Origin of the sequence: Proluteimonas luteida (assembly GCF_021191695.1) — a bacterium.
Lineage (GTDB): Bacteria > Pseudomonadota > Gammaproteobacteria > Xanthomonadales > Xanthomonadaceae > Luteimonas > Luteimonas luteida.
The window spans coordinates 37,626-63,833 of the sequence record NZ_JAIWPT010000011.1 but is presented as its reverse complement, the minus strand read 5'-3'; the positions used below and the strand labels follow the sequence as shown (position 1 = coordinate 63,833).

24 protein-coding genes are annotated in these 26,208 nt (G+C 70.7%); 12 read left to right on the top strand and 12 right to left on the bottom strand.

Annotation, left to right across the window (positions count from 1 at the left end):
- Positions 1 to 11: 11 nt before the first annotated feature.
- From LDO26_RS11080 to LDO26_RS11050, 7 genes are all read left to right on the top strand, one after another.
- Complete coding sequence (locus tag LDO26_RS11080; protein WP_232131159.1) at positions 12 to 539, top strand: SecDF P1 head subdomain-containing protein; 528 nt, start codon at positions 12 to 14, stop codon at positions 537 to 539.
- A gap of 45 nt (positions 540 to 584) precedes the next feature.
- Positions 585 to 1,139 (top strand): HdeD family acid-resistance protein, encoded by a 555-nt coding sequence (locus LDO26_RS11075; protein WP_232131158.1) that lies wholly within the window; start codon positions 585 to 587, stop codon positions 1,137 to 1,139.
- A 407-nt stretch (positions 1,140 to 1,546) separates the two neighbouring features.
- Positions 1,547 to 4,387 carry a TonB-dependent receptor plug domain-containing protein gene (locus LDO26_RS11070; RefSeq protein WP_232131157.1) on the top strand — a complete coding sequence of 947 codons (2,841 nt, stop codon included), beginning with the start codon at positions 1,547 to 1,549 and terminating at the stop codon, positions 4,385 to 4,387.
- A 577-nt stretch (positions 4,388 to 4,964) separates the two neighbouring features.
- A complete protein-coding gene (locus LDO26_RS11065) occupies positions 4,965 to 5,846 on the top strand; it encodes a methylenetetrahydrofolate reductase (RefSeq protein ID WP_232131156.1) in 882 nt (293 codons plus the stop codon).
- A gap of 49 nt (positions 5,847 to 5,895) precedes the next feature.
- Positions 5,896 to 7,299, top strand: coding sequence for a vanillate/3-O-methylgallate O-demethylase (gene ligM, locus LDO26_RS11060; protein WP_232131155.1), 1,404 nt, complete (start codon positions 5,896 to 5,898; stop codon positions 7,297 to 7,299).
- 205 nt (positions 7,300 to 7,504) lie between these two features.
- Complete coding sequence (gene purU, locus LDO26_RS11055; protein ID WP_232131154.1) at positions 7,505 to 8,356, top strand: formyltetrahydrofolate deformylase; 852 nt, start codon at positions 7,505 to 7,507, stop codon at positions 8,354 to 8,356.
- A gap of 13 nt (positions 8,357 to 8,369) precedes the next feature.
- Positions 8,370 to 9,269: a bifunctional 5,10-methylenetetrahydrofolate dehydrogenase/5,10-methenyltetrahydrofolate cyclohydrolase gene (locus tag LDO26_RS11050; RefSeq protein ID WP_232131153.1), complete on the top strand. Its 900-nt coding sequence runs from the start codon at positions 8,370 to 8,372 to the stop codon at positions 9,267 to 9,269.
- Here LDO26_RS11050 and pobA read toward each other — a convergent pair.
- Positions 9,266 to 10,444: a 4-hydroxybenzoate 3-monooxygenase gene (pobA, locus tag LDO26_RS11045; RefSeq protein ID WP_232131152.1), complete on the bottom strand. Its 1,179-nt coding sequence runs from the start codon at positions 10,442 to 10,444 to the stop codon at positions 9,266 to 9,268. The two genes, LDO26_RS11050 and pobA, sit on opposite strands and share 4 nt — an antisense overlap.
- A gap of 132 nt (positions 10,445 to 10,576) precedes the next feature.
- Between pobA and LDO26_RS11040 the strand changes: the two genes are divergently transcribed.
- A complete protein-coding gene (locus LDO26_RS11040) occupies positions 10,577 to 11,383 on the top strand; it encodes an IclR family transcriptional regulator domain-containing protein (RefSeq protein ID WP_232131151.1) in 807 nt (268 codons plus the stop codon).
- Positions 11,384 to 11,474: 91 nt separating this feature from the next.
- Here LDO26_RS11040 and LDO26_RS11035 read toward each other — a convergent pair whose 3' ends face one another.
- The 9 genes from LDO26_RS11035 to LDO26_RS10995 are packed head-to-tail and all read right to left on the bottom strand — an operon-like array spanning position 11,475 to position 19,075.
- Entirely contained in the window at positions 11,475 to 12,467 is a 993-nt protein-coding gene (locus LDO26_RS11035; protein ID WP_343226173.1) for an aldo/keto reductase, read from the bottom strand.
- An 8-nt stretch (positions 12,468 to 12,475) separates the two neighbouring features.
- On the bottom strand, positions 12,476 to 13,447 hold the full coding sequence (locus LDO26_RS11030; RefSeq protein ID WP_232131149.1) for a Gfo/Idh/MocA family oxidoreductase: 972 nt from the start codon (positions 13,445 to 13,447) through the stop codon (positions 12,476 to 12,478).
- Position 13,448: 1 nt separating this feature from the next.
- Positions 13,449 to 14,309: a class III extradiol dioxygenase subunit beta gene (locus tag LDO26_RS11025; protein WP_232131148.1), complete on the bottom strand. Its 861-nt coding sequence runs from the start codon at positions 14,307 to 14,309 to the stop codon at positions 13,449 to 13,451.
- Positions 14,309 to 14,746 (bottom strand): protocatechuate 4,5-dioxygenase subunit alpha, encoded by a 438-nt coding sequence (gene ligA, locus LDO26_RS11020; protein ID WP_232131147.1) that lies wholly within the window; start codon positions 14,744 to 14,746, stop codon positions 14,309 to 14,311. Before ligA ends, LDO26_RS11025 begins: the two co-directional genes overlap by 1 nt.
- Before the next feature lie 3 nt (positions 14,747 to 14,749).
- A complete protein-coding gene (locus LDO26_RS11015; RefSeq protein WP_232131146.1) occupies positions 14,750 to 15,655 on the bottom strand; it encodes an amidohydrolase family protein in 906 nt (301 codons plus the stop codon).
- Positions 15,655 to 16,590, bottom strand: a complete 936-nt coding sequence (locus LDO26_RS11010; protein ID WP_232131145.1) for an NAD(P)-dependent oxidoreductase — start codon at positions 16,588 to 16,590, stop codon at positions 15,655 to 15,657. Before LDO26_RS11010 ends, LDO26_RS11015 begins: the two co-directional genes overlap by 1 nt.
- Before the next feature lie 16 nt (positions 16,591 to 16,606).
- Entirely contained in the window at positions 16,607 to 17,281 is a 675-nt protein-coding gene (gene ligK / locus LDO26_RS11005; protein WP_435594073.1) for a 4-carboxy-4-hydroxy-2-oxoadipate aldolase/oxaloacetate decarboxylase, read from the bottom strand.
- Positions 17,282 to 17,318: 37 nt separating this feature from the next.
- Positions 17,319 to 18,347: an amidohydrolase family protein gene (locus LDO26_RS11000; protein WP_232131143.1), complete on the bottom strand. Its 1,029-nt coding sequence runs from the start codon at positions 18,345 to 18,347 to the stop codon at positions 17,319 to 17,321.
- A complete protein-coding gene (locus LDO26_RS10995; protein ID WP_232131142.1) occupies positions 18,344 to 19,075 on the bottom strand; it encodes a substrate-binding domain-containing protein in 732 nt (243 codons plus the stop codon). Before LDO26_RS10995 ends, LDO26_RS11000 begins: the two co-directional genes overlap by 4 nt.
- 205 nt (positions 19,076 to 19,280) lie before the next feature.
- Between LDO26_RS10995 and LDO26_RS10990 the strand changes: the two genes are divergently transcribed.
- Together LDO26_RS10990 and LDO26_RS10985 are read left to right on the top strand one after the other, a co-directional pair.
- The gene (locus LDO26_RS10990) at positions 19,281 to 20,225 is read left to right on the top strand and encodes a LysR family transcriptional regulator (protein ID WP_232131141.1); all 945 of its coding nucleotides are present in this window, start codon (positions 19,281 to 19,283) and stop codon (positions 20,223 to 20,225) included.
- A gap of 76 nt (positions 20,226 to 20,301) precedes the next feature.
- Positions 20,302 to 21,411, top strand: coding sequence for a 5-methyltetrahydropteroyltriglutamate--homocysteine S-methyltransferase (locus tag LDO26_RS10985; protein WP_232131140.1), 1,110 nt, complete (start codon positions 20,302 to 20,304; stop codon positions 21,409 to 21,411).
- 218 nt (positions 21,412 to 21,629) lie between these two features.
- On the opposite strand, the gene ligM (LDO26_RS10980) is transcribed toward LDO26_RS10985, so the two are convergent.
- Both ligM (LDO26_RS10980) and LDO26_RS10975 read right to left on the bottom strand, forming a co-directional pair.
- Entirely contained in the window at positions 21,630 to 23,039 is a 1,410-nt protein-coding gene (gene ligM / locus LDO26_RS10980; protein ID WP_232131139.1) for a vanillate/3-O-methylgallate O-demethylase, read from the bottom strand.
- The gene (locus LDO26_RS10975) at positions 23,036 to 23,788 is read right to left on the bottom strand and encodes a GntR family transcriptional regulator (protein WP_232131138.1); all 753 of its coding nucleotides are present in this window, start codon (positions 23,786 to 23,788) and stop codon (positions 23,036 to 23,038) included. Before LDO26_RS10975 ends, ligM (LDO26_RS10980) begins: the two co-directional genes overlap by 4 nt.
- Positions 23,789 to 23,959: 171 nt before the next feature.
- Here LDO26_RS10975 and LDO26_RS10970 point away from each other — a divergent pair, with 171 nt between their 5' ends.
- Together LDO26_RS10970 and LDO26_RS10965 are read left to right on the top strand one after the other, a co-directional pair.
- Positions 23,960 to 25,429 carry an aldehyde dehydrogenase gene (locus LDO26_RS10970; protein WP_232131137.1) on the top strand — a complete coding sequence of 490 codons (1,470 nt, stop codon included), beginning with the start codon at positions 23,960 to 23,962 and terminating at the stop codon, positions 25,427 to 25,429.
- 1 nt (position 25,430) lies between these two features.
- Positions 25,431 to 26,132, top strand: coding sequence for an alpha/beta fold hydrolase (locus tag LDO26_RS10965; RefSeq protein ID WP_232131136.1), 702 nt, complete (start codon positions 25,431 to 25,433; stop codon positions 26,130 to 26,132).
- The last annotated feature ends 76 nt before the right edge of the window (positions 26,133 to 26,208 follow it).

Here is a 26,208-nt window from a genome sequence, read left to right as displayed (position 1 = left end):
CGCCCCGAACCATGCGACACACCCTGCATTTCTTCAGCCTGCTGGCCTGCCTCGCGCTGCTGGCCGCCTGCAACGGCCGCGACGCGCACGACCCGGCCGGCACCTGGGGCGAACTCGGCCTGCACCACGTCCACGACATGCCCGGTACCGACCGCATCCCGGCCACGTCCCCGCACGGCGATCCGGTTTTCCTGGAGCACGTGCTGACCGTCGCCGGCGACGACGTGCTGTCGGTCGATGTCGGCGCCGACCCGACTCCCGTGCTGGACATCAGGTTCAGCGATGCGGCCGGACAGCGCATCGAGGCAGTGACCGCGGCCAGCATCGGCAGGCAGCTGGCGATCACGTCGGGCGACCGCGTGCTTGCCGTCGCGACGGTCGCCGGGCCGTTCTCCAGCAGTGTCCGGATCAGCGGCGAGACCCTGGAGGACGCAAGGGCGATGCGCAACGCAATGCGGCGCGACGCCGCGGAGGCTGCCGGCGCGCACCGGGCCACGGGCGCCACGCAGGGCGCGCCCGGGCTTGACCCTCCCGGGTGAGCGGCGTATCCAGTCCCCGGGGGGCTTCAACCAAGGAGAAGGCACATGGGCAACTGGCTTGCGGACGGCGTCTCGCGCGCCTGGTGGGTGTTCCTGCTGTACGGCCTCATCGGTGTCGCGTTCGGCGTGACCCTGCTGGTATGGCCGGACAGTTCGGTACTGGCGCTGGTCTGGGCCTTCGGCATCCTGTCGCTGGCCGATGGCCTGGTCAGCCTGCTCAGCGTGTTCCAGCGCGACCTGGCGCTGCCCAGGTGGCTGTTGCTGCTGTACGCGCTGGTGTCGATCGCGTTCGGCGTGCTGGCGATCCTGCAGCCGGCGGAGATGGCAGCGGCCCTGCTGTGGGTGCTGGCGCTGTGGCTGATCATCGCCGGCATCGCCCGCATCGTCTTCGCCATCCAGGTCCGCAAGCTGGTGCAGGGCGAATGGCTGCTGGTGCTCAGCGGCATCCTCGCGATCCTGCTCGGCGTACTGTTCTTCGCCAATCCCGACATCAGCCTGCGCGTGATCGCGATCTGGATCGGCATCGGCGCCCTGCTCTACGGCGCACTGCAGATCGCGGTCGCACTGCGCCTGCGCGGCCACGCGCGCGCGCTGTCCTGACGCGCGCTTCCGCGACGCAGGGACCGCGCGCAACTAGCGGCGGCGATCCGGCGCGATACCGCCGGCGCCGCCGCCGTTCCCTGAGCCGCGTCTTCCGAAAAAGTTCCCGCAATGCCGCGAACGGCGGCACGCCGTTCATGTTGCGTAAAAATTGCGGGTGACGCATCGGGGCATGATTCGCCCCCCGGAAGACAAGGCGTTGGCGGCACGACCGCCCGGCCGGTTCGGGCATCGCAGCGCGGCAGCCGCCGTCCATTGATGCCCATTGCCATTTCCCGGATGCCGGCCTGCACGTCGCCGGCATGCGCGTACCGCTTCGCGCACCCCCAGAGCCTGCTGCGGCCATTGCCCGGCGGGATGTGAACCCCCGTCGGGATCGGTCGCCCGGCCCTGGAGACATCGACAACATGCTCAATTGCAATCCGCGCCTGGACAAGGCGATCGCCCTGGCATTGATCTCGGGCGCAGGCCTTGCCTCCATGCCCGCACACGCGCAGGACAGCGACGGGGAGACCACCGAACTGCGCGCGGTCGAGGTCACCGGGTCGCGGATCAAGAGCACCGACGCCGAGACCTCCCAGCCGGTGCTGACCCTGAGCCGCGAGGAGATCCAGGCCCAGGGACGCACCTCGATCGGCGACGTGATCCAGTCGATCACGGCCTCCGGCGCCGTGATGAACAGCAACATCAACTCCGGTGGCAGCGGCCAGAGCCGGGTCAGCCTGCGCAACATCGGCAGCAACCGCACGCTGGTGCTGGTCAACGGCCGCCGCTGGGTCGGCGGCACCGGCCTGAGCGGCGACGTCGACCTCAACTCCATTCCGACCGCCGCGGTGGAACGGATCGAAGTGCTAAAGGACGGCGCCTCGGCGATCTACGGCTCCGACGCGATCGGCGGCGTGGTCAACATCATCCTGATCGACGAACTCGACGGCGCCGAGCTGAACGCCTACTACGGCCAGTACGACGCCGGCGACGGCGGGCACGAGAGCCTGGACTTCACCATTGGCACCACGGGCGAGCGTTTCGGCGCCCTGCTGGGCATCTCGCGCGTGGTCGAGAAGCCGGTCGGCGCCGGCGACCGCGCGATCTCGGCGGTACCGGTATTCGGCGCCACCCCCGGCTTCCGCGGCGTGGCCGACACGCCCGACGGGCGCTTCAGCCTGTCACCCGACGGCAGCAACCCGTTCACCAACGACGGGCCCGGCACGCCGTATCGCCCCTATGCGACCGCCGACAACTACAACACCGCGCCCGACCGCTACCTCGCGGTCGGCCAGGAGATGAATTCCCTGTTCGGCAACGCGCACGCGGACCTGACCGACACCATCCGCCTGCGCCTGACCACGCAGTACGTGGAAAGGCAGACCGAGCAGCGGCTGCCGGTCAATCCGGTGATCTTCGGATCGCGCACCAGCGGCTACAGCAGCGACCTGGCGATCAGCGCCGACAGCATCTACAACCCGTTCGGGCAGGACGTGGCCTGGGGCGGCCGGATGCTGAGCGAGGCGGGCAACCGCATCGTCACCCGCAACGTGGACACCACCGCGGTCAACCTGGTCCTGGAAGGCGCCTTCACCGTGGCCTCGCGCGACTGGGACTGGGACCTGGGCTATTTCTACGGCCGCACCCGCAGCCACGACACCGGCGAGAACCAGCAGGACTACCGGCGCATGCGCGAGGCGCTGGGTCCGTCGATGCGCGATGCGTCCGGCGCCCCGGTCTGCGTGGGCACGGCCGGCGACCTGTCCACCGCCATCGCCGGCTGCGTGCCGCTGGACCTGCTCGGCGGCGCCGGCAGCGTCACCCCGGAAATGCTCGAGTACATCGGCTTCCTGGAGAACAGTTATCTGGGCTTCGAGCAGCGCAGCATCTACGCCAACCTGACCGGCGAACTGTTCGACCTGCCGGCCGGGCCGCTGGCCTTCGCCGCCGGCGTGGAGCATCGCCGCGAAAGCGGCTTCGACCGCCCCGACCCGCTGATCGGCACCGGCGTGACCAACGGCTTCACCCGCGAACCGACTGAAGGCGGCTACGAGGTCGACGAGGCCTACGTGGAACTGGCGGTGCCGCTGCTCAGGGACCTGCCCGGTGCCCAGCTGCTCGACCTGAGCGTCGCCAGCCGCTACTCCGACTACAGCAATTTCGGCGACACGCTCAACAGCAAGTTCGGCTTCCGCTGGAAGCCGGTCGACAGCCTGATGGTGCGCGGCAACTGGAGCGAAGGCTTCCGTGCGCCGAACATCAGCGAACTGTATCAGGGCCAGACGGGCAACAGCTTCTCCAACGTCACCGATCCGTGCGCGGTCAGCCTGCAGGGCAGCCCCCTGCCCGACCCGGTGTCCTGCGCCGGCGTGCCCGCCAACCTGGACCAGGGCACGCCATCGATCAACACCGTCGGCGGCGGCAATCCCGACGTCGGCCCCGAAACCGCCGTCTCGCGCACCCTGGGCCTGGTGTACAGCCCGGACTGGCTTGCGGGCCTCGACCTGTCGCTGGACTGGTGGCGCATCGAGATCGACGACACCATCTCCACGCTCGGCGCGCAGAGCGTGGTCAACCAGTGCTACCGCGTCGGCAACGACGACATGTGCGGGCTGGTCAGCCGCAACGAGTTCGGCCAGATCACCACGATCCGCAACGTGCGCACCAACCTGGGCACGGTCGAGGTCGAGGGCTACGACTTCTCGGCCGGCTACGCCACCGCCGGGCACGACTGGGGCCGGCTGCGGATGCGCCTGGACGGCACCTACCTCACGCGCAACCAGTCCAACACCGGCATCGACCTCACCGGCGCCGGCCAGCCGACCCCCGGCGGCAACGTGGTCGGCACCGGCAGCAACTGGCGTCTGCGCGCCAACCTGCTGCTGGGCTGGCAGCGCGATACGCTGGGCGTCAACTGGCTGATGCGCTATTTCTCCCGTCTGCACGAATCCTGCTCCGCGCTCGGCAGCGAGGCCTACGTGGTCTGCTCCGACCCCGACCGCTACGTCGACGGCCTGGTCGAAGGGCCGGATGGCGAATGGGGAATGGCGCCGGTGTGGCAACCGCGCAACCGCATCGGCAGCGTGCTCTACCACGACGTGAGCGGCTACGTGGACCTGCCGTGGAACGCCCGCTTCACCATCGGCATGAACAACCTGCTGGACCGCGACCCGCCGGTCTCGGTGACGGCCAACAACAGCTTCAAGCCCGAGTACCAGTTGCCGGGCCGGTTCCTGTACATGCGCTACCACCAGACGTTCTGAGAACCCGCCCGAGCATCCCGCCGAACGCCACGTGGCCGCGTCGCGGCCACCCGGCGGGGCGACTGCGTCGCCGCGCCGCGTCCACGCCGGGTAACACGGGGACGTGGACACGCGCCTCCCACCTGCCGCGGCCTGCACGCCCGCGCATCCTGCGCAGCGCAAGCCGGTCACGTGAACGGACGTCGACGCCCGCATCCGCCCGGTCCGGTGCCGCCCCACGGCCGGTGCCGCGCGCCAGCCGGCGACGATGCCGGCGGAGCAGGCTCTCCATGCCGCCCGGGCGACGATGCGGCAACGCGCGGCGCGACTCGCGCGTACGCGATGCCGGGCGATGACCGCCCCAGGCCCGTCCGCAACAGCCCCTGCCACTGACCCCAGGCCCAAACTCTGCAGCGCCGTCGTGCCCTGTCCCTGCCGACGGCAGTACCGCGCGCACGGCGCAGGATCTGTATACATACATACAAATAAGGACGGAACAACCACCTGAAAACCGCCGTAAACACGCATTGCTGCAGTGCGTCATGACAGGCTCCCTTACTATTTACTAGGATTCTGTATACAGAACCCGGGAGCCGCCATGTCGTCGCTTTGCCTGCCCACCGAACGCCAGCCCTCGACTCTCGCCACGCTGCTGGCGGGCTATTCGTTCGAGATGACGGCCAAGGACATCCCCGACCTCGAGAAGGCGGCGGCCGTGATCCCGCAGGGAACCCGCATCTCGATCACGTTCCTGCCCGGCGAGGACGTCCGGGCCCGGCTGAACGCGGCCATGGCCGTCCGGCGGCTCGGCTTCGTCCCGGTCCCGCACATCTCGGCGCGCCGGCTGGGCTCGCAGCACGAACTCGAGTCGTTCCTCGAAGCGCTGGCCGAACTCGCCGATGCCGACCACGCCTTCATCATCGCCGGCGACCTGCCGCAGGCGGCCGGGCCCTACGGCGACGCGCTGTCGGTCATCCGTTCGGGCCTGCTGGAGAAATACGGTTTCCGGCACGTCGGCATCTCGGGCTACCCGGAAGGCCATCCGGGCATTGCCCCCGACCTGCTGTGGCGCGCGATGCGCGACAAGCAGGAGGAACTGGCCGCGCGCAACCTGGAGGCGTCGCTGATCACCCAGTTCGGCTTCGATGCGCAGCCGGTGCTCGACTGGCTCGGCCAGGTGCGCGTGCGCGGCACCGCGCTGCCGGCATGGATCGGCGTTTCCGGGCCCGCCAGCGTCAAGACCCTGCTCAGGTACGCCGCCCGCTGCGGCGTCGGCGCCTCGGCCAAGGTGATGTCCAAGTACGGCCTGTCGCTGACCCGGGTGCTGGGCACTGCGGGCCCGGACCCGCTGATCCTGGAGCTGGCCGAAGGCCTGGAGACCGCCGACCTCGGGCCGGTCCACCTGCATTTCTACGCGTTCGGCGGCTTCGCCCGAACCATCGACTGGGTCACCGGCTTCCGTCAGGAACACGGCCTGTGAACCGGCTACCCACCACTTCCCACGACAACCAGACAAAAAGGGCGACGGCATGACCGCGAACAATCTCGAACAAGTGATCCAGGCCGCGGGCAACCCGGTCGAACTGCTGCGCAACTCGCAGATCGGTGCCTACGTCTACCCGGTGGTGGCGCCGGAATTCACCAACTGGCGCTCCGAGCAGTGGGCCTGGCAGCACACCGCGGTGCTGTTCGACCAGTCGCACCACATGGTCGACCTGTTCATCCGCGGCAAGGACGCGCTGAAGCTGATCAGCGACACCGCGATCAACTCGACCAGGCACTTCAAGATCAACCAGGCCAAGCAGTACGTGCCGGTCACGCCCTATGGCCACGTCATCGGCGACGGCATCCTGTTCTATCTCGCCGAGGAGGAATTCGTCTACGTCGGCCGCGCGCCGGCGGCGAACTGGCTGATGTTCCAGGCCGAGACCGGCGGCTACGACGTCACCATCGAGAAGGACGACCGCTCGCCGTCGCGTCCGATGGGCAAGCCGGTCAAGCGGGTGTTCTGGCGCTTCCAGATCCAGGGCCCGAACGCCTGGGCGATCATCGAGAAGCTCAATGGCGGCCCGCTGGAGCAGCTGAAGTTCTTCCACATGAGCGAGATGCACATCGCCGGCCGCAAGGTGCGCACGCTGCGCCACGGCATGTCCGGCGCGCCGGGCCTGGAGATCTGGGGGCCGTACGAGGAGCGCGAGGAGATCCGCGCGGCGATCGTCGAGGCGGGCAGGGAGTTCGGCCTGGTCCAGTGCGGCAGCCGCGCCTATCCGTCGAACACGCTCGAATCGGGCTGGATCCCGTCGCCGCTGCCGGCGATCTACACCGGCGAGAAGCTCAAGGCCTACCGCGAATGGCTGGGCGCCGACAGCTACGAGGCCACCGGCGCGATCGGCGGCAGCCTGGTGTCGGACGACATCGAGGACTACTACGTCAATCCGTACGAGATCGGCTACGGCCCGTTCGTGAAGTTCGACCACGACTTCATCGGCCGCGAGGCGCTCGAGGCGCTGGACAAGGACCGGCAGCGCCGCAAGGTCACGCTGGCCTGGAACGGCGAGGACATGGCGAAGATCTTCGCCTCGCTGTTCGACCCGGACGGCACGCCGTACAAGTTCTTCGACCTGCCGCTGGCCAACTACGCCTCGACCAACGCCGACCGCGTGATCGACGCCGACGGCCGCACCGTGGGCATGTCGATGTTCACCGGCTACAGCTACAACGAGAAGACCGCGCTGTCGCTGGCGACGATCGACCACGAGATCCCGGTCGGCACCGAGCTGCGCGTGGTCTGGGGCGAGGAGAACGGCGGCACGAGGAAGACCACCGTCGAGCCGCACCGGCAGATCGAGGTCCGGGTCGTGGTCAGCCCGGTGCCGTACTCGCGCATCGCCCGCGAGGAGTACGAGGGCGGCTGGCGCAGCGCCCGCGACTGACCGCGCTCGCCACCGGGCGCCGATGCGCGCCCGGCGGCCGTCGCGCCGCCACAGAACCAGTTCCGGCCAACCGGACGCCCGACTGCAACACCCGCCCATCCCCGGCGTCGGGACGTTCCCCGGCCCCGGCAACGCCGTCCTGGCGTTGCCGGTCTTGTCCATCGCCTGCCGCCGCCCGGCAGCGCGCCTGCCTGGATGATTTCCCGTGAGCAACGTGCAGATCCTGACCCTCTCCTGCAAGGACAAACCCGGCCTGGTCTCGTCGGTCGCCAGCCTGCTGTTCGAGCACGGCGGCAACATCCTCGAGGCCCAGCAGTTCGACGACCTCAAGACCCGCACCTTCTTCATGCGCGTGGTATTCGACCTCGCAGACCCGGCCGGGGCCGACGCGATCCGGGCGGGCTTCGAGGCGGCGGTCGGCGCACGCGACATGAACTGGCAGCTGCGCCCCCGCGACCGCCGCAGGAAGGTCCTGCTGCTGGTGTCGCGGTTCGACCACTGCCTCGGTGACCTGCTCTACCGGCTGCGCATCGGCGAGCTGTCCATGGACGTGGTGGGCATCGTCTCCAACCACCCCCGCGAAGCGCTCAACATCTCGCTGATCGGCGACATCCCGTTCCACCACCTGCCGGTCACCGCGGACACCAAGGCCGCGCAGGAAGCGCGGATCAGGCAGCTGATCGAGGAGACCGGCACCGAGCTGGTGGTGCTGGCGCGCTACATGCAGATCCTCTCGGACGACTTCTCGCGTTATCTCTCCGGCCGCTGCATCAACATCCACCACAGTTTCCTGCCCGGCTTCAAGGGCGCCCGGCCCTATCACCAGGCCTACGCGCGCGGGGTCAAGATGATCGGCGCGACCGCGCACTACGTGACCTCCGACCTCGACGAGGGCCCGATCATCGTCCAGGACGTCGAGCCGATCACCCACGCCGACAGCGCGGACGACCTGGTCCGCAAGGGCCGCGACATCGAGCGCCGGGTGCTGGCGCGCGCGGTGCACTACCACCTCGACGACCGCGTGCTGCTCAACGGCAGCCGTACCGTGGTCTTCTGAGTCCGGCACGCGCATGGCCCAACGCATCGACGGCAAGGCGATCGCCGCACGGCTGGTCGCGGCCACCGCCGCCGACGTCGGCGACCTCGCCGCGCGCCACGGGGTGGTTCCCGGCTTGGCGGTCGTGCTGGTCGGCGAGGACCCGGCCAGCCAGGTCTACGTCGGCCGCAAGATCGCCCAGTGCCGCAGGGCCGGCATCGTCTCGATCGAACACCGCCTGCCGGCCGCGACCGCGCAGCAGGAACTGCTGGCGCTGATCGCGCGCCTCAACGCCGACGCCGCGGTCCACGGCATCCTGGTGCAGCTGCCGCTGCCGCCGCAGATCGACGCCGCGCGCGTGCTCGACGCGATCGCGCCGCACAAGGACGTCGACGGCTTCCACCCGGTCAACGTCGGCCGCCTGTCGACCGGCGCCGGCGGCGGGCTGACGCCATGCACGCCGCTGGGCTGCATCAAGCTGCTCGACACCGTGGTCGACGACTACCGCGGCCTCGAGGCGGTGGTGATCGGCAAGTCGAACATCGTCGGCAAGCCGGTCGCGCTGCTGCTGCTCGAACGCGAATGCACGGTCACGGTGACCCACATCCTGACCCGCAACCTGCCCGACATCGTGCGCACGGCCGACATCGTCGTGGTCGCCGCCGGCAGCCCCGGCCTGGTCCGCGGCGACTGGGTCAAGCCCGGCGCGATCGTCATCGACGTCGGCATCAACCGCATCGTCGACGGCGACGGGCGCGCGCGGCTGGTCGGCGACAGCGTGACCGCCGAACTCGACCATGCCGCCGCGGTGACGCCGGTACCCGGCGGCGTCGGCCCGATGACCATCGCCTGCCTGCTGTCGAACACCGTGCAGGCCGCGCGCGCGCAGCTGGAACGCGCGGCGGCGATCGGCACGGATGCGGCCCGGGCCTAGCCGTCCAGCGGCAGCCCGACGTAGTTCTCGGCGATCGTGCGCAGGCCGGCCTCGCTGCCGAGCAGGTAGTCGAGTTCGGCGCTGCGGAACTTCGCCTCGATCGGCGCCTCGCCGGGAAAGCGGTGCAGCAGGCCGGTGAACCACCACGAGAAGCGCTCGGCCTTCCAGACCCGGCGCAGGCAGCGCGCGGAATAGCGGTCCAGGCCCGCCTCGCTGCCGTCGGCGGCGTAGTCCTGCAACGTCTGTGCCAGGTACTTCACGTCGCTCGCGGCCAGGTTCAGGCCCTTGGCGCCGGTCGGCGGCACGATATGCGCGGCGTCGCCGGCCAGGAACAGGCGGCCGAAGCGCAGCGGTTCGGCGACGAAGCTGCGCAGCGGCGCGATGCTCTTCTCCAGCGACGGTCCGGTCACCAGCCGCGCGCGCGCCGCGTCGTCCAGCCGCAGCCGCAGTTCGTCCCAGAACGCCGCATCGCTCCAGCGCTCGGCCCGCTCGGTCAACGGCACCTGCAGGTAGTAGCGGCTGCGCGTCGGGCTGCGCTGGGAGCACAGCGCGAATCCGCGCGGGCTGGCGGCATAGACCAGTTCGTCGCAGACCGGCGGCGTGTCCGACAGCAGCCCCAGCCAGCCGAACGGATAGACCTTCTCCCAGGTGCGCACGGCGCCGGCCGGCACGCTGGCGCGGCAGACGCCATGGAAGCCGTCGCAGCCGGCGATGAAGTCGCAGTCGATGCGCCGCTCGCCGTCCGCGTCGCGGTAGACCACGCGCGGCCGGGTGCCGTCGAAGCCCTCGATGCGCACGTCCCGTGCCGAGTAGACCGTCTGCAGCCCTGCCGCCGCGCGGGCCTGCATCAGGTCGCGGGTCAGCTCGGTCTGGCCGTAGACCATCACCACGCGGCCGCCGCTGTGGCGCTGCAGGTCGACCCGGTGGCGGCCGCCGTCGAACAGCAGCTCGATGCCGTGGTGGGGCAATCCTTCGGCATGCATCCGCGCGCCGGCGCCGGCTTCGTCGAGCAGGTCCATCGTGACCTGTTCGAGGATGCCGGCGCGGATCCGGCCCAGCACGTGGTCGGCGCTCTGCCGCTCGACGATGACGTTGTCGATGCCCGCGCGCTGCAGCAGCTGCCCCAGCAGCAGGCCGGCCGGCCCTGCGCCGACGATCGCGACCCGGGTCCTCATGCCCGCCTCCCGTCTCCCGTTCCAATGCACGCAGCATCACCGCGCGAATGGAAGGAAGCCATCCATAAGGATCACTGATTGCGCGATAATCGCGCACGGTGCGCGCCCTGCGCACGCAACCGGGAACCGGTGATGACCGCAGCGCAACCGCACCCGCCGATCGCGAAGGGCGACCACGTCGAGGGCCTCGCCAAGGGCCTGGCCGTGCTGGAATGCTTCGGCACCGAGCGCCAGCGGCTCAACGCGACCCAGGCCGCCGGACGCGCGGGCCTGAGCCGCGCCGCCGCCCGCCGCCACCTGCTGACCCTGGCGCACCTGGGCTACCTGGACACCGACGGCCACGCGTACTGGCTGTCGCCCCGGGTCCTGCGGCTGGCGGGCAGCTACCTGGCGTCGGCGCGGCTGCCGCGGCTGACCCAGCCCGCGCTCGACGCGCTGGCCGCGCGCAGCGGCCTGGTCCATTCGGTCGCGGTGCTGGACGGTGCGGAAGTCGTCGTCGTCGCGCGCAGCGTGCCCGCCCTGCCCGGCCAGCGCATGGTCGCCCACGGCATCCACCTCGGCGCACGCCTGCCCGCGCACGCCACCTCCACCGGCAAGGTGCTGCTGGCGGCGCTGGATCCGCCCGCACTGGCGCACTGGCTGTCCACCTACGCCGGCCCCGACGGGCTGCCGGGGCTGACGCCGCACACGCAGCGCGATCCGGCGGCGCTGCGCGCCGCGCTGGCGGACATCGCGGCCCGGCAGCACTGCCACGCCGGCGCCGAGCACGAGCCGGGCGTGCATGCGCTGGCGGTGCCGCTGCAGGACATCCACGGCACGACGGTGGCCGCGCTCAATGCGATCGCCGTCGGCGATGCGCGCGCGGCGGCCCGGCGACTGGACACGATGCTGCCGCTGCTGCGCGACAGCGCCGCGGCGCTGCGCGCCCGGCTGGCCTGAGAACCTGTTCACGGCCGCCGAAACGGCCCGCGTGGCCGCTGCGCGGCCACCCTTCGGGCCGCGGTCGCGCCGCACGCGGCATGCGGCCCCGTCAGTATTCCTCGGTGTCGATCTCAGCCTGGGTGCCCGCGGGATAGCGCGGCCCGGACACCGTCCGCGGGTTGATCGCCGCATCCAGCCTGCCCAGCTGCGCCGGCGTCAGCACGACCGCCGCTGCGGCGACGTTCTCGCGCAGGTGCGCCACCGACGTGGTGCCGGGGATCGGGACGATGTCCCCGTCCTGCGCCAGCAGCCAAGCCAGTGCCGCCTGCGCCGGCGTGCACCCGGCCTCGGCGGCGACCGCGCGCAACGGCGCCAGCAGCGCGCGGTTGGCGGGCCAGTGCGCGGCCTGGAACCTGGGCATGCCCCGGCGGATGTCGCCGTCGGGCAGCGCGTCGATCCCGGCCTGCCCGAGCCGGTCGCCGAGGTAGCCGCGCGCGATCGGGCTGAAGGCCACGAAGCCCGCGCCCAGTTCGCGGCAGGCGGCGAGCACGCCGATCTCCGGATTGCGGCTCCACAGCGAGTATTCGGTCTGCACCGCGGCCACCGGGTGCACCGCATGGGCGCGCCGCAGCGTCGCGGCCGAGACCTCCGACAGCCCGATCGCGCGGATCTTGCCCTGCTCGACCAGCCGCGACAGCGCGCCGACGCTGTCCTCGACCGGCACCTGCGGGTCGCGCCGGTGCAGGTAGTACAGGTCGATGACGTCGGTCCCCAGGCGCGCCAGGCTGTCCTCGCAGTTGCGGAACAGGGTCTCGGGCCGGCCATCGATCACGCGCCGGCCGTCGACGCCGAACATGCCGCCCTTGCTGGCCAGCACGATGCGGTCGCGGTGTCGCCGCAGCAGTGGGCCCAGGCGGGTCTCGTTGGCGCCGAACCCATACAGCGCCGCGGTATCGAACAGGGTCACGCCCAGGTCCAGCGCCGCCTCGACCACGGCACGGCCCGCGGCCGCGTCGACCGGGGTGCCGTAGGCATGGTCCAGGCTCATGCAGCCCAGGCCGACGGGCGCGACCTCGAACGGCCCGATCCGGCGCGTCCGCACCGGCGCCGTCATCGGGCCGCGTCGAGCTGCTGTTCGAGCCGGTGCAGCGTGCGGTAGCACGGCAGCACCTGGGCGACGCTGGCATTGGGCTCGCGGCCCTCGCGGATCGCGGCGAAGAACTCGCGGTCCTGCAGCTCGATGCCGTTCATGCTGACGTCGACCCCGCTCACGTCCACCGGTTCCTCCGGGCCCTTGCTGTGCGTCCGCACCAGGTCGTCGTAACGCGCGACATAGGTCGCGCTGTCGCCGATGTAGCGGAAGAACGTGCCCAGCGGGCCGTCGTTGTTGAAGCTCAGGGACAGCGTGCAGATGGCGCCGGTGCTGCTCTTGAGCTGGATCGACATGTCCATGGCGATGCCCAGTTGCGGATGGATCGGTCCCTGCACCGCATGGGCCTGCACGATCTCGCCGCCGGTCTGCCAGGCGAACAGGTCCACCGTGTGCGCGGCGTGGTGCCACAGCAGATGGTCGGTCCAGCTGCGCGGCTCGCCGAGCGCATTGATGTTGCTGCGGCGGAAGAAGTACGTCTGCACGTCCATCTGCTGGATGTCGAACGCGCCGGCCTCGATCTGCCTGCGCACGAACTGGTGGCTGGGATTGAAGCGGCGGGTATGGCCGCACATCGCCACCAGCCCGGTCTCGCGCTGCAGCGCCGCCACCGCCTCGGCATCGGCCAGGCTGTCGGCCAGCGGGATCTCCACCTGCACGTGCTTGCCGGCACGCAGCGCGGCCTGCGCCTGCGCGGCGTGCATCTGCGTGGGCGTGCACAGGATCACCGCGTCCACCTCGTCCAGCGCCAGGCTTTCCGCCAGGTCGGTGGTGACGTGGCCGATGCCGTACCTGTCCGCGACCTGCCGGGTCCGGTCCGGGTCGCGACCGATCACCGACACCACCTCGACCCCGTCGATGTTGGCGATGCCGTCGAGATGCTTGATGCCGAACGCGCCCGCGCCGGCAAGCGCTACCTTGATCGTGCCCATCTCACTTCTCCTTCAGCACGAGGTGGCCGACCGCGGTGTTCGACGCCGGCACGTGATAGAAGCGGTGCACGATCTCCGGCGCCGGCCCGCCCGCGCCGTCGGCCATCGCGCCGCGCGCGATCAGCCACATCACCAGCTCGATGCCCTCGGAACCGGCTTCGCGCACGTAGTCGATGTGCGGCACCGCCGCCGCGGCCTCCGGATCGGCGATCAGCGTGTCCAGCCACGCGTTGTCCCACTCGCGGTTGATCAGGCCCGCGCGCGGCCCCTGCAGCTGGTGGCTCATGCCGCCGGTGCCCCACACCTGCACCTTGAGGTCCTGGCCGAAGCTCTCGACCGCGCGGCGCAGCGCCTTGCCCAGTTCGTAGCAGCGGCGGCCGGACGGCACCGGATACTGCACCACGTTGACCGCCAGCGGGATCACCGTGACCGGCCATGCATCCGGTTGGCCGAACAGCAGCGACATCGGCACGGTCAGGCCGTGGTCGACATCCATCCTGTTGACGATGGTCATGTCGAACTCGTCCTGGATCAACGACGAGGCGATGTGCGCGGCCAGTTCCGGATGGCCGTGCACGGTCGGCACCGGACGCGGTCCCCAGCCTTCGTCGGCCGGCGCGAATTCGGCCGCGGTGCCGATCGCGAAGGTCGGGATCATCTCCAGGCTGAAGGCGGTGGCGTGGTCGTTGAACACCAGGATCACCACGTCCGGCCTGTTGTCGGGATCGGCGATCCATGCCTTGGAAGCATCGTATCCATCGAATACGTTCTGCCAGTAGGGCTCCTGGCTCTTCCCGGCATCGAGCGCGGCGCCGATCGCCGGCACGTGCGAGGTGTAGATGCTTGCGGTGACCTTCGCCATCACGGTGCTCCCCTGCCGGACTGCCCTTGCGGCTGGCGGTGCGGCTGCGCATCGCCCTCCTCGCCCAGGTAACGGTTGCCTTCCGGCGAACGCCCGCCATTGATCATCATGTTGCGGTACTCCTCTTCGGTCATGCCGGTCATGCTGCCCGCGAGCTGCTGGAACGACTTTCCGTCGGTCGCGCCGAGCTTGGCCAGGAAATAGATGTTGCCGCCGAGCGCGATGCAGCGGTTGAGGTCGCGGTCGAGCAGCGCCTGCTTCTGCTCTTCGCTCATCGGCCATTCGTCCAGGTAGGCGCGTTCGTCGGCCTTGAAGCGGGCGCGGTTCTCGGCCTTCATCAGCGACATGCAGAACTGGTTCACCCAGTAGCCCTTGCGGGACTGCTCGGCATCGAAGATCGTCGTCCCGGGGACGTCGTGGTAAGGATTGCTGCCCATCATTCAGCTCCAGTAGAGACGCATCGGGTTGTCGACCAGCAGCCTGCGCTGCAGCTCCGCGGTCGGCGCGATGTGCGGGATGAAATCGACCAGCAGGCCGTCGTCGGGCATGTGGTCCTTGAGGTTCGGGTGCGGCCAGTCGGTCCCCCACAGCACCCGGTCGGGAAAGGTCTCGACGATGCGGCGCGCGAACGGCACCACGTCGCGATAGGCATTGCGCTGGCCGTCGCGTGCGGGCGGCCCGGCGGCCGACAGCCGCTCCGGGCAGGTGACCTTGGACCAGACGTTCGGATGCTCGCGCATGAACTTCACGAACAGCTCGAATTCCGGCCCGTCCACCGGCCTGGAGACGTCCGGCCGTCCCATGTGGTCGACCACGATCGTCGTCGGCAGCGCAGTGAAGAAGTCCCACAGCTCGGGCAGGTCGCAGGCCTCGAAATAGATCACCACGTGCCAGCCCAGCGCCGAGATGCGGTGGGCGATCTCCGCCAGCTCGTCCCTGGGCGTGAAATCGACCAGCCGCCTGACGAAGTTGAAGCGCACCCCGCGCACGCCGGCGTCATGCAGCGCCTGCAACTGCGCGTCGGTGACGTCGCGCCGGACGGTGGCCACGCCGCGCGCAAGCCCGTTCGAGGCCTGCAGGGCATCGACCAGCGCGCGGTTGTCGGCGCCATGGCAGGTCGCCTGCACGATCACGTTGCGGGCGAAGCCCAGGTGGTCGCGCAGCGCGAACAGCTGCGCCTTCGACGCATCGCACGGGGTGTACTTGCGCTCTGGCGCGTACGGGAACGCATCGCCGGGTCCGAACACGTGGCAATGCGCATCGACCGCCCCTGCGGGCAGCACGAACCGCGGTTTCGACGGGCGGGACTGCCAGTCCAGCCAGCCGGGTGTCTTCTCGAACGCCATCATTCCTCCCCCTGCAACGACAGGACCATCGGATTCCATGGAGTCGGGGTCGCAGCGGGAATGCGTCCGGCGACATCGCGCCAGCCGACCGCGCCCCCGGCGAAACCGCCGTCGTCGGCGATGTCGGCGACCGCCGCCTGCACCGCCCCGGTCGCCGCAGCCATCCGCGCCGGGAATCCGGCGGCGCGCACCGTCCGCGCGGCCTCGGCCATCTCCTCGCTGCGGCGACGACCGTGCGTGGCCACGCGTTCGAAGCAGTGGCCGGCCAGCGCCTCCCAGTCCAGGCCCGGGAACGTGTCCCGCAGCGACGCCAGTACCTCGCTGTCGACGCCGTGCGCACGTGCCGCCGTGAGCGCCTCGACCAGCAACGCCTCCAGTCCCTTGACGACCACGCTGCGGCACAGCTTGGTCGCCGAGACCATGCCCGGCTCGCGGCTGCCGATGCGCGCGTTGAAGCCGAGCGCGCGCAGGACGGGCAGCAGCGAATCGGCATCGGCACCGCCCAGCAGCATCGGCACGCCGATCCGCTGCGGCGGCACCGGGGCCATCACCGCGGCTTCGACGTAGCGGCCGCCGTTCGCGTTGACCTGCACCGCGGCTTCGCACTTGCTCGCAGGCGCCGCCGAATTGAGGTCGAGCACGTAGGTGCCCGGTGCAAGATGCGGCGCCATCGCCGTCGCCGCCGGCACGGCCTGGGCCGCGGTCACCGCCGAGACCACCAGCGAACACCCGGCCACGGTGTCGACGGGCGCGTTCCCCAGCACGACGCCATGGGCATCGGCGTGCCGGCGCAGCGGCCCGGCCAGCGCACCGGCCAGCTTGCGGTCGAACGCCCTGACCCGGAGGTCGCGCGCGCGCAGGTCCTCGGCCAGGATCCGCCCGACCTCGCCGTAGCCGATCAGGCCGATGGTCCAGTTCCGCGGATCGTGGGTCATCGCCGGCACCCGGGCATCAGTCGATGTAGCGCAGGCCGGCCCTGGCCAGCGGTTCGCGCATCGCGTACATGTCCAGGCCCAGCACGCCGCCGGCCAGCCTTGCGCGCTTTTCGGCCTCGAACGACTCGCGCCTGCGCGCGGCCTCCAGCGTTTCCGCCGCCCGCGCCCGCGGTACGCAGACCACGCCGTCGTCGTCGGCCACGATCACGTCGCCCGGCGTGACCAGCATGCCGGCGCAGACGACCGGAACGTTCACCGAGCCCAGCGTCGCCTTGATCGTGCCCTTGCTGGAGATCGCCCTGCTCCACACCGGGAAGCCCATCTCCTGCAGCGTCCTGACGTCGCGCACGCCGGCATCGATGACCAGCGCGCGCGCGCCGCGCGCCTGGAAGCTGGTCGCCAGCAGGTCGCCGAAATAGCCGTCGCTGCATTCGGCGGTGACGGCCGCCACGACGATGTCGCCGGGCCGGATCTGCTCGGCGGCCACGTGCATCATCCAGTTGTCGCCGGGCTGCAGCAGCACGGTGACGGCGGTGCCGCTGACCTGCGCGCCGGGATAGATCGGCCGCATGTACGGCTTGAGCAGGCCGACTCGGCCCATCGCCTCGTGCACGGTGGCCGAACCCGGTGCGGCCAGCGCGTCGGCGACCCCGGATTCGGCACGTTCGATGTTGCGGTACACCACGCCCAGTTCGTACATCCTCGATTCCTCGTCGGTTGCTTCGCCGTTACCTGCCGCGGGCCTTCAGCGCGGCATCCAGGCGCGGATACACGCGGCGCGCGTTGCCCTCGAAGATCCTGTGGCGGTCTTCGTCGCTGAAGCGCGGCGAGGCATCGATGTAGCGCCGGGTGTCGTCGAAGTAGTGCCCGGTGTCGGGATCGATCCCGCGCACCGCGCCGATCATCTCGGACGCGAACAGGATGTTGTCGACCGGGATCACCGTGCCCAGCAGGTCGATGCCAGGCTGGTGGTAGACGCAGGTGTCGAAGAACACGTTGCGCAGCAGCGCCTCGCGCGGCTCGGGCTTCTCCAGCATCTGCGCCAGCCCGCGGAAGCGGCCCCAGTGGTAGGGCACCGCGCCGCCGCCGTGCGGGATCACCAGGCGCAGCGTCGGAAAATCCCGGAACAGGTCGCCCGCCAGCAGCTGCATGAACGCCGTGGTGTCGGCATTGAGGTAGTGCGCGCCGGTGGTGTGGAAGCAGGCGTTGCAGCTGGTGGACACGTGCACCATCGCCGGGATGTCGTACTCGACCAGCGCCTCGTACAGCGGATACCAGTGGCGGTCGGTCAGCGGCGGCTCGCGCCAGTGCCCGCCCGAGGGATCCGGATTGAGGTTGACCGCGACGAACCCGTACTCCTCGACGCAGCGGCGGATCTCGGGGATGCAGGTCGCCGGGTCGACGCCGGGCGACTGCGGCAGCATCGCCGCGCCGATGAAGTGCTCCGGGTACAGCCGCGAGACCCGGAAGCACAGTTCGTTGCAGATCGCCGCCCAGGTGCTGCTGACCTGGAAGTCGCCGACGTGGTGGGCCATGAAGCTGGCGCGCGGCGAGAAGACCGTCAGGTCCAGGCCGCGCTCGCGCATCAGCCGCAGCTGGTTGGCCTCGATCGAGGCGCGCAGCTCGTCGTCGGAGATGCGCAGTTCCGACGCCTTCGGCATCGCCGCGGGATCCCGGATGCCGGCGATCTGCCGGTCGCGCCAGTCGGCGAGCGCCTGCGGCGCGGTGGTGTAGTGCCCGTGGCAGTCGATGATCATGCGTGTTCCGTTGGCGATCGCGAAACCGGAGTGGAATGGACGGGCTGCATGCCCTGGCGGCGCTTCGCTGCGTCCGCCGCGGGCGAGGCCAGGAACGCCAGCAGCTGGCGCGCGGCGGCGGCGTTCGGCGCGCCGGTCGCCACGCCCGCCGAGAACGTGGTCCCGATGGCGATGGCCGGCGGCAGCGGGCCGACGATGTCGATGCCGGGCACGTGGATCAGTTCGCTCAGCTGCTGGAAGCCGAGCGCGACCCTGCCGTCGGCCACCAGCGCAGCGACCGGCACGCCCGGCGGCGCCTGCACGATGCGCGGCGCGATCTCCCCGGCGATGCCCCAGCGGTCGAACAGCGCCCGCAGGGCGACGCCGCTCGGCCCGGTGGAACAGCCGACACCGGGCGCCGCCAGCACCGCGGCGCGCACGGCCGCCTCGGACCCGAGGTCCGGCCGCGCGGCGCCCGCCGGGACCGCCACCGCGGTGGCCGAGCGCATCAGGTCCACCCGGCTGCCGGCGACCACGCGGCCGGCGGCCAGCAAGCGGTCGATGGCGTCGGAGGCCAGGAACACCACGTCGAAGGCCTCCGCACCGGCCGCGACGCGCCTGGCGGCCTCGACGCCGCCGACCGCTTCGATGGCGATGGCCGCGCCGCCGCGCGCGTGCCAGGCGGCGGCCAGCTCGGCCAGCACCTGGCGCGTGGCCATCGAGGAGATTCCCTTCAGCGGCGGACTCATGCGCGGCCGCCCCGCGGCAGCCGCCGCATGGGCGGCACGGCGGCCGCGTCGGCGCGCGTGGCGCCGCCGGGCATCGACAGGATGGAGCGCGCCATGTGCATATGCCGATGGTGCGCAGATGTAAGGCTTCCTGCTACAGTGCCCGGCCTCTAGCAGATATGCCGGACCGGCATATTTCCCGCCCCGATATCGCAGTGCAGCAAGGATGTCGATGGATCTCCGGCAGATCGAGTACTTCGTCCGCGTGGCCGAGCTGGGCAGCTTCACCCGGGCCTCGATCGCGCTGGGCATCGCCCAGCCGGCGCTGAGCCGGCAGGTGCGGCTGCTGGAACTGGAGGCCGGCCAGCCGCTGCTGCTGCGCAACGGGCGCGGGGTGACGATGACCGAGGCGGGCCGGGTGATGCTCGAACTCGGACGCGGCGTGCTGCACCAGGTCTCACGCCTGCGCGACGAACTCGGGCGGCTGCGCGGCGGGGTCGCCGGCGGCGTCTCGCTGGGACTGCCGCCCAGCCTGTCGCGCCTGCTGACCGTGCCGCTGGTCCGCGCCGCCACCCGCGAACTGCCCGGCGTGCGCCTGTCGGTCAGCGAAGGCCTGACGACCGCGATGCAGGAGTCGCTGGCCAGCGGCCAGCTGGACCTGGCGCTGCTCTACAACCTGCCGGCGCGCCCGGACATCGACAGCGAATACCTGCTCGAGGAGCCGCTGTTCGTGGTCTCGCGCTACGTCGCCGGCGCCCGGCCGCATCCGGTGGCGCCGGACGCGCTGGCCGACATGCCGCTGGTCATCCCGCGCCGCCCCAACGCGTTCCGGACGCTGGTCGAGGATGCACTGGCGCGGACCGGCCGGCCGCTGCGGATCGCGATGGAGGCCGACGGCGTCGACGCGATCCTCGGCCTGGTCGCCGATGGCGTGGGCAGCGCCGTGCTCGGTGCATCCGCGGTCGCCGCCTCCGCGCTTGCCGGCCGTTACGCGGTGCACCCGATCGACGGTCCCGGGTTCACCGCGCGCATCCACCTGGCCACCAGTTCGCAGCGCCCGACCACCCAGGCGCAGCGCGCGATGATGGCGCTGGTGCGGACCGCGCTGGCCGAATCGCTCGACCCGGTGCGCCGCCAGGGCCTCCCGCGCCTGCCCGAGTCATGGCCCTGAGCACCCGGGCGGCGCACGCTCGACGCATATATCCGCTTCCCTGATAATCCGGCGCTGTTCCCGTGGATGCCCTGCAATGTCGATGCTTCCGATCCTTCCCTCCCGCGCCGATCACGTCGGCAGCTTCCTGCGGCCGGCCTACCTGCTGCAGGCCCGCAACGACTTCGGCCAGGGCAGGATCGACGCCGACGCGCTGCGCGCGGTCGAGGATCGCGCCATCGCCGAGATCGTGCGCTTCCAGGAGGACGTCGGCCTGCAGGCGATCACCGACGGCGAATTCCGGCGCACCTATTTCCACCTCGATTTCCTCGAGCAGCTGGGCGGCGTGCACGTCGGCGAACCGGGCACGCGCAGGCGCGAGGACGGCAGCGAGGAACTGCTGCCGCCGACGATGACCGTCGTCGACAGGGTGACCCACGTCCGCGACATCCAGCTCGCCGACTTCCGCTACCTGCGCAGCCGGACCACGCGTACGCCGAAGGTCACGATTCCGTCGCCGACGATGCTGCATTTCCGCGGCGGACGCGCCGGCATCAGCGCAGAGCACTATCCGGAACTGGACCCCGCCTTCTACGAGGACGTCGCCGATGCCTACGGCCGGGAGCTGGCATCGCTGGCGGCCGCGGGCTGCACCTACGTGCAGATGGACGACACCAACCTGGCCTACCTGTGCGACGACAGGATGCGCGAGGCGGCGCGCGCGCGCGGCGACGACCCCGACGAGCTGCCGCATCGCTACGCGACGTTCATCAACCGGGTCGTCGACCGCAAGCCGGCCGGCATGACCCTCGCCGTGCACCTGTGCCGCGGCAACTTCAGGAGCACCTGGGCGGCGCAGGGCAGCTACGAGCCGGTCGCCGAGGCACTGCTGTCGGAAATGAACGTCGACGCCTACTTCCTCGAGTACGACGATGCGCGCTCGGGCGGTTTCGGGCCGCTGCGCTTCCTGCCCAAGGGCAAGATCGTCGTGCTCGGCCTGGTCAGCACCAAGCTCGGCGCGCTGGAATCGAAGGACGACATCAAGCGCCGCATCGACGAGGCCGCGCGGTACGCGCCGCTGGAGCAGCTGGCGCTGTCGCCGCAATGCGGTTTCTCCAGCACCGTGCACGGCAACGACATCGCCGTCGAACAGCAGCGCCGCAAGCTCGAACTGGTGGTGGAGACGGCGCGCGAGGTCTGGGGCTGATGCGCGCGCCCGCGCGCGAGGTCGCGCGCGGGCGGACGGGTGGGCGACAGGGCCGGCCCGGGGAACATGCCCTCATCCGGCGCTGCGCGCCACCTTCTCCCGCGGGCGGGAGAAGGGCCTGGAAACGAAGGCACTGCGCGCCACCTTCGTCCGCGGGCGGGAGAAGGGCCCGGAAACGACGGCACTGCGCGGTAGGTAGCCGGCCCGGGAAGGCGTGGCTACAGGTTCCCGGTCGTGCGCCAGCTGCCGTCGGCGTAGGCGGTGCGCACCGAGGCCACGTAGGGCACCGGGCAGACGGTGGCGCGGATCTCGACCTGGCGGTGGCGCTCGACGGTCGGCTTGCGCGAGCCGCCGCCCTCCTCGCCCCAGACGAAGGTCACCTCGGTGCCCGGCTTCGCGTACTCGGGATCGAGCATCGCCAGGGTCAGCATCTTGCCCTCGTTGGCGCTGTAGCCGACCCAGGTGGACAGGCCGGCAAGCTTGCCGTCCTTCATCACCCGGTCGAAGGGATACATCGCGTACACCGCCGACGGGAAGTCGAAGTACTTCGCGCGCTCCCCGGGCGGCCTGCCGAACTGCGAGGCGATGACCGCGGCCACGTCGGCGTCGTCGAGTTCCAGCGTGACCTTGACCCGGTGCGGCCGGCCGGCGATCTTCTCCAGCGCCTCGCGGCCGATGAAGTCGTGGTCGAACTTGACGAACGCGCCGTAGCCCAGGTCGTAGGGCGTCAGGTAGTAGTCGTCGATGGTGTCGGCGTAGTAGCTGCCGCCGAGCGAGGCATTGCCCTCGAAGCTGTTCGCCGCCAGCCACTCGCGGTACTTGCGCATGCGCGCGTCGCCGGAATAGATCGCCGGCATCGGCGACGGGATCCAGCCCGACTCCAGCGTGTTCGACGAATAGGCGCGCGCGCCGACCAGGTGCATCCCGTACTCGCGCCCGGCCTCGACCAGCGCCGCCTTGACCGCCTCGCCATCGGCGACCGGACCGAACAGTTCGAAGCCGGGCTGGCCGGCCATGCCATGGCGCAGCGCGCGCACGTTCCGTCCGCCGATCTCCATCTCGCACATGTGGAAGAACTTCAGCTCCGGCGGGGCCTTGCCCAGCGCGCGGGTCATGATCTTCATCGCGTTGGGGCCCTGGATCTGGTAGCGGTAGGTCTTGCGCGCGACCGGATCGACCCGCGAGGCAGAACGCTCGTCGCGCTCGCAGGTGACGTCGTAGCCGCCGGTCTCGGCGTGGTACTGCACCCAGTTGTGCACCGCCGGCCGGCCGATCAGGTTGAACAGGTCCTTGTCGAGATAGCACAGCACCACGTCGCCGATCACCTGCCCGTCCCAGTTCACCGGCACGTACTGCTTGGCCCGGTTGACCGTGAACCCCTTGAAGCTGTTGATGCCCAGTTTCTCCAGCAGCCGGAACGCGTCCGGCCCCGACACGTACATGTCGGTCATGTGGTAGGACTGGTTGAACAGCACCGCGGTGTTCTGCCAGGCGCGCTGCTCGTCGCGCCAGTTGGTGTATTCCGGCGGCACCACCGGATACGGGTTGGGGCCGCTGGGCGAATTGCGCAGATGCTCGACCGGGCCGCCATTGGCCTGCAGTCGTTCCTCAAGATTCCTGTAGCTCACTCGTCTTCCTCCCGGTGTGGAACGTGTCGGCGTCGCCGCCGGCTGGCGGCGCGCTGTTCGATGGTGTCGACCGGGCGCGCGATCCCGGCCATGTTGATGCTTTCCCGGGCCGCGTAGGCGTGCTCGCGCATCAGCGCCTCGGCGCGCGCGCCCTGGCCGTTGTCGATGGCGTCGACGATGGCGTGGTGCTGGCGGTGGGCGTAGTGCAGCATCGCGTGCATCTGCGCCAGCCCGCCGCGCTCGAACGCCAGCGCCTGCGGACCGGCGAACGGCACCCGGCCCACGCGCTCGAGCGCCTCGGTGAGCATCGGACCGCCGGCCTCTTCGACGATCAGCGCATGGAAGCGGGTATTGACCTGCGCGTATGCGCCTTCGTCGGCGGCGACGGGATGCTGCCTGGCGAAGATCGCGTCGCCGTCCTCGAGGCACTCCCGCAGCGCGCGCAGGCAGGCCTTCGACGCGCCGCGCTCGACCACCCTGCGCACCGCCAGGCCCTCCAGCACCGAGCGCACCTCGATCGCGTCGTCGACGTCGGCCGCGGTGAACGCGCGCACGACGTGGCCGCGCGTGCCGTGCCGCGCCAGCAGCCCCTCCTGCGCGAGCAGCGGCAGCGCCTGGCGCACCGGCGTGCGCGACATGCCGAGCTGCTCGGCCAGCGGCGCTTCGGCCACGCGCTGCCCGGGCGCCAGCCCGCCGCGGAGGATCATCTCGCGGATGCGCACGGTGGCCTCGGACAACTGCAGGTGCATCGCACCTTCCCGATATAGAAAGGATGCTGATACTCATGTCAGGATCCCGTATTGTCAACACGGGATCCCGAATTTCCGATTGATAAGGCACATTTACTTGTTGCAAGATGGAAGTCGGCGGCACGGGATCCCGCGCCGCCGCATCCATCGGCCGCCTGTTCGGGAGGGAACATGCTCGATCCACGCCATCGCGACCCGCAGGTCGCGATCCAGTCGCCGCTGTCGCTGTTCATCGACGGCCAATGGCGCAAGCCCGATTCGGACGCCCTGCTGACCCTGGTCTCGCCGGTCACCGAACAACCCTTCGCCCGCTTCGCCGAGGGCGACACGCGCGACATCGACCGCGCGGTCGACGCCGCGCGGCGCGCGTTCGACACGGGCCCCTGGCCACGGATGCCGGCCGCCGAGCGCAGCGACCTGCTGGCGCGGGTCGCCGACCTGCTGGAAGCGCGCCTGCCCGAGCTGGCCAGCGCCTGGACGGTGCAGGTGGGCGCGCCGATCGGGCTGACCCGGCACGCGGTCGCGCAGGCGCCGCAGCTGTTCCGCTTCTATGCGCAGCTGCTGCGCGGGACGCCGCTGGTGGACGAGCGTACCGGCGCCAAGGGCGGCAGGGTGCGCGTGGTCCGCGAACCGGTCGGCGTGGTCGCCGCGATCACGCCGTGGAACGCGCCGCTGGTGCTGCTGTGCTATAAGGTCGCCGCCGCGCTGGCCGCCGGCTGCACGGTCGTCGCCAAGCCGTCGCCGGAAACGCCGATGGACGCCTGGCTGGTGGCCGAGTGCATCGAGGCGGCGGGCCTGCCGCCGGGCGTGTTCAACGTCGTCGCCGCCGGACGCGACGTGGGCGACCACCTGATCCGCCACCCGGGCATCGACAAGATCAGCTTCACCGGCAGCACCGCGGCCGGCCGCCACATCGGCGCCGTCGCCGCGCAGCGCATGGTCCGCACCGGCTTCGAACTGGGCGGCAAGTCGGCGGCGATCCTGCTCGAGGACGCCGACCTCGCCCAGGCGCTGCCGAGCCTGGTGCCGTATTCGATGCCGATCACCGGCCAGGTCTGCTTCTCGCTGACCCGGATCCTGGTGCCGGAATCGCGCCACCGGGAAATCGTCGATGCCTACGTCGGCGCCGTCGCCGGGATCCGGGTCGGCGACCCGTTCGACGAGACCACGCAGATGGGGCCGCTGACGATGGCGCGCCAGTTGCAGCGGGTGCAGGACTACATCGCCCGGGGGCGCGAGGAAGGCGCGCGACTGCTGCTGGGCGGCGGCCGGCCCGGCCACATGCCGAGCGGCTGGTTCATCGAACCCACGGTGTTCGACGAGGTCGGGGTCGGCATGACCATCGCCCAGGAGGAGATCTTCGGGCCGGTGGTGTCGATCATCGGCTACCGCGACCTCGACGACGCGGTACGCAAGGCCAACGCCACCATCTACGGCCTGCACGGCGCGGTCTACACCGCCGACGCCGAGCGCGGCTACGCGCTTGCGCGCCGGATCCGCTCGGGCAGCGTCACGGTCAACGGCCTGATCGTCGATCCGACGATGCCGTTCGGCGGTTTCGGGCAGTCGGGGCTCGGCCGCGAGGGCGGCATCGAAGGCCTGGACGCGTATTTCGAGACCAAGACCGTCTACTTCGCCTGACATGCCGCGCCCGCTGCTGCTGCTGTGCGGCCTGCTCTGCGACCGGACCGTCTGGCGGCACCAGGTCGACGGCCTGGCCGACGTCGCCGACATCCGGGTCCACGATTTCCGCGGCTTCGACCGGATCGAGGCGATGGCCACGGCGGTCCTGCGCGAAGCGCCCGCGCGCTTCGCGCTGGCCGGGCATTCGATGGGCGCGCGGGTCGCGCTGGAGATGGTGCGGCAGGCACCGCAGCGGGTCGAGCGGCTGGCGCTGCTCGACACCGGCATCCACACCGTGCGCGACGGCGAACGCGAGCAGCGCATGCGCCTGCTCGATGTCGCCCGCCGCGACGGCATGCGCGCACTGGCGAGGCAATGGCTGCCACCGATGCTGCATCCGGCGCACGTCGAAGACGATCGCTTCATGCCGGCGCTGACGGCGATGGTCGAGCGCATGGACGCGGACGTCTTCGCCGGCCAGGTCGAGGCCCTGCTGCATCGGCCGGATCCGGCGGACGTGCTGTCGGCGCTGGCGTGCCCGACGCTGGTCGGCGTCGGCAGCGACGACCGCTGGAGCCCGCCGGCACAGCATGCGGACATCGCCGCGCGGATTGCCGATGCGCAGCTCGCGATCTTCGCCGGCGCCGGTCACATGGCGCCGTGTGAAGCGCCGGACGCGGTCAACCGCGCATTGCGCGACTGGCTGCTGGCGCCCGGCTGACGCCGTTTCGCCGGGCCTCGTCCCGCAACCCGGCAATCGACGCCGGTCCGGGCCCGCCACTGCCGCCTGCGGCCGT

Bases quoted from the DNA above. Each gene is read 5' to 3' on its own strand.
- LDO26_RS11080 (WP_232131159.1), top strand. From the start codon at position 12: ATGCGACACACCCTGCATTTCTTCAGCCTGCTGGCCTGCCTCGCGCTG.
- LDO26_RS11075 (WP_232131158.1), top strand. From the start codon at position 585: ATGGGCAACTGGCTTGCGGACGGCGTCTCGCGCGCCTGGTGGGTGTTC.
- LDO26_RS11070 (WP_232131157.1), top strand. From the start codon at position 1,547: ATGCTCAATTGCAATCCGCGCCTGGACAAGGCGATCGCCCTGGCATTG.
- LDO26_RS11065 (WP_232131156.1), top strand. From the start codon at position 4,965: ATGTCGTCGCTTTGCCTGCCCACCGAACGCCAGCCCTCGACTCTCGCC.
- ligM (WP_232131155.1), top strand. From the start codon at position 5,896: ATGACCGCGAACAATCTCGAACAAGTGATCCAGGCCGCGGGCAACCCG.
- LDO26_RS11050 (WP_232131153.1), top strand. From the start codon at position 8,370: ATGGCCCAACGCATCGACGGCAAGGCGATCGCCGCACGGCTGGTCGCG.
- pobA (WP_232131152.1), bottom strand. From the start codon at position 10,444: ATGAGGACCCGGGTCGCGATCGTCGGCGCAGGGCCGGCCGGCCTGCTG.
- LDO26_RS11040 (WP_232131151.1), top strand. From the start codon at position 10,577: ATGACCGCAGCGCAACCGCACCCGCCGATCGCGAAGGGCGACCACGTC.
- LDO26_RS11030 (WP_232131149.1), bottom strand. From the start codon at position 13,447: ATGGGCACGATCAAGGTAGCGCTTGCCGGCGCGGGCGCGTTCGGCATC.
- LDO26_RS11025 (WP_232131148.1), bottom strand. From the start codon at position 14,309: ATGGCGAAGGTCACCGCAAGCATCTACACCTCGCACGTGCCGGCGATC.
- ligA (WP_232131147.1), bottom strand. From the start codon at position 14,746: ATGGGCAGCAATCCTTACCACGACGTCCCCGGGACGACGATCTTCGAT.
- LDO26_RS11015 (WP_232131146.1), bottom strand. From the start codon at position 15,655: ATGGCGTTCGAGAAGACACCCGGCTGGCTGGACTGGCAGTCCCGCCCG.
- LDO26_RS11010 (WP_232131145.1), bottom strand. From the start codon at position 16,590: ATGACCCACGATCCGCGGAACTGGACCATCGGCCTGATCGGCTACGGC.
- LDO26_RS11000 (WP_232131143.1), bottom strand. From the start codon at position 18,347: ATGATCATCGACTGCCACGGGCACTACACCACCGCGCCGCAGGCGCTC.
- LDO26_RS10995 (WP_232131142.1), bottom strand. From the start codon at position 19,075: ATGAGTCCGCCGCTGAAGGGAATCTCCTCGATGGCCACGCGCCAGGTG.
- LDO26_RS10990 (WP_232131141.1), top strand. From the start codon at position 19,281: ATGTCGATGGATCTCCGGCAGATCGAGTACTTCGTCCGCGTGGCCGAG.
- LDO26_RS10985 (WP_232131140.1), top strand. From the start codon at position 20,302: ATGTCGATGCTTCCGATCCTTCCCTCCCGCGCCGATCACGTCGGCAGC.
- LDO26_RS10975 (WP_232131138.1), bottom strand. From the start codon at position 23,788: ATGCACCTGCAGTTGTCCGAGGCCACCGTGCGCATCCGCGAGATGATC.
- LDO26_RS10970 (WP_232131137.1), top strand. From the start codon at position 23,960: ATGCTCGATCCACGCCATCGCGACCCGCAGGTCGCGATCCAGTCGCCG.
- LDO26_RS10965 (WP_232131136.1), top strand. From the start codon at position 25,431: ATGCCGCGCCCGCTGCTGCTGCTGTGCGGCCTGCTCTGCGACCGGACC.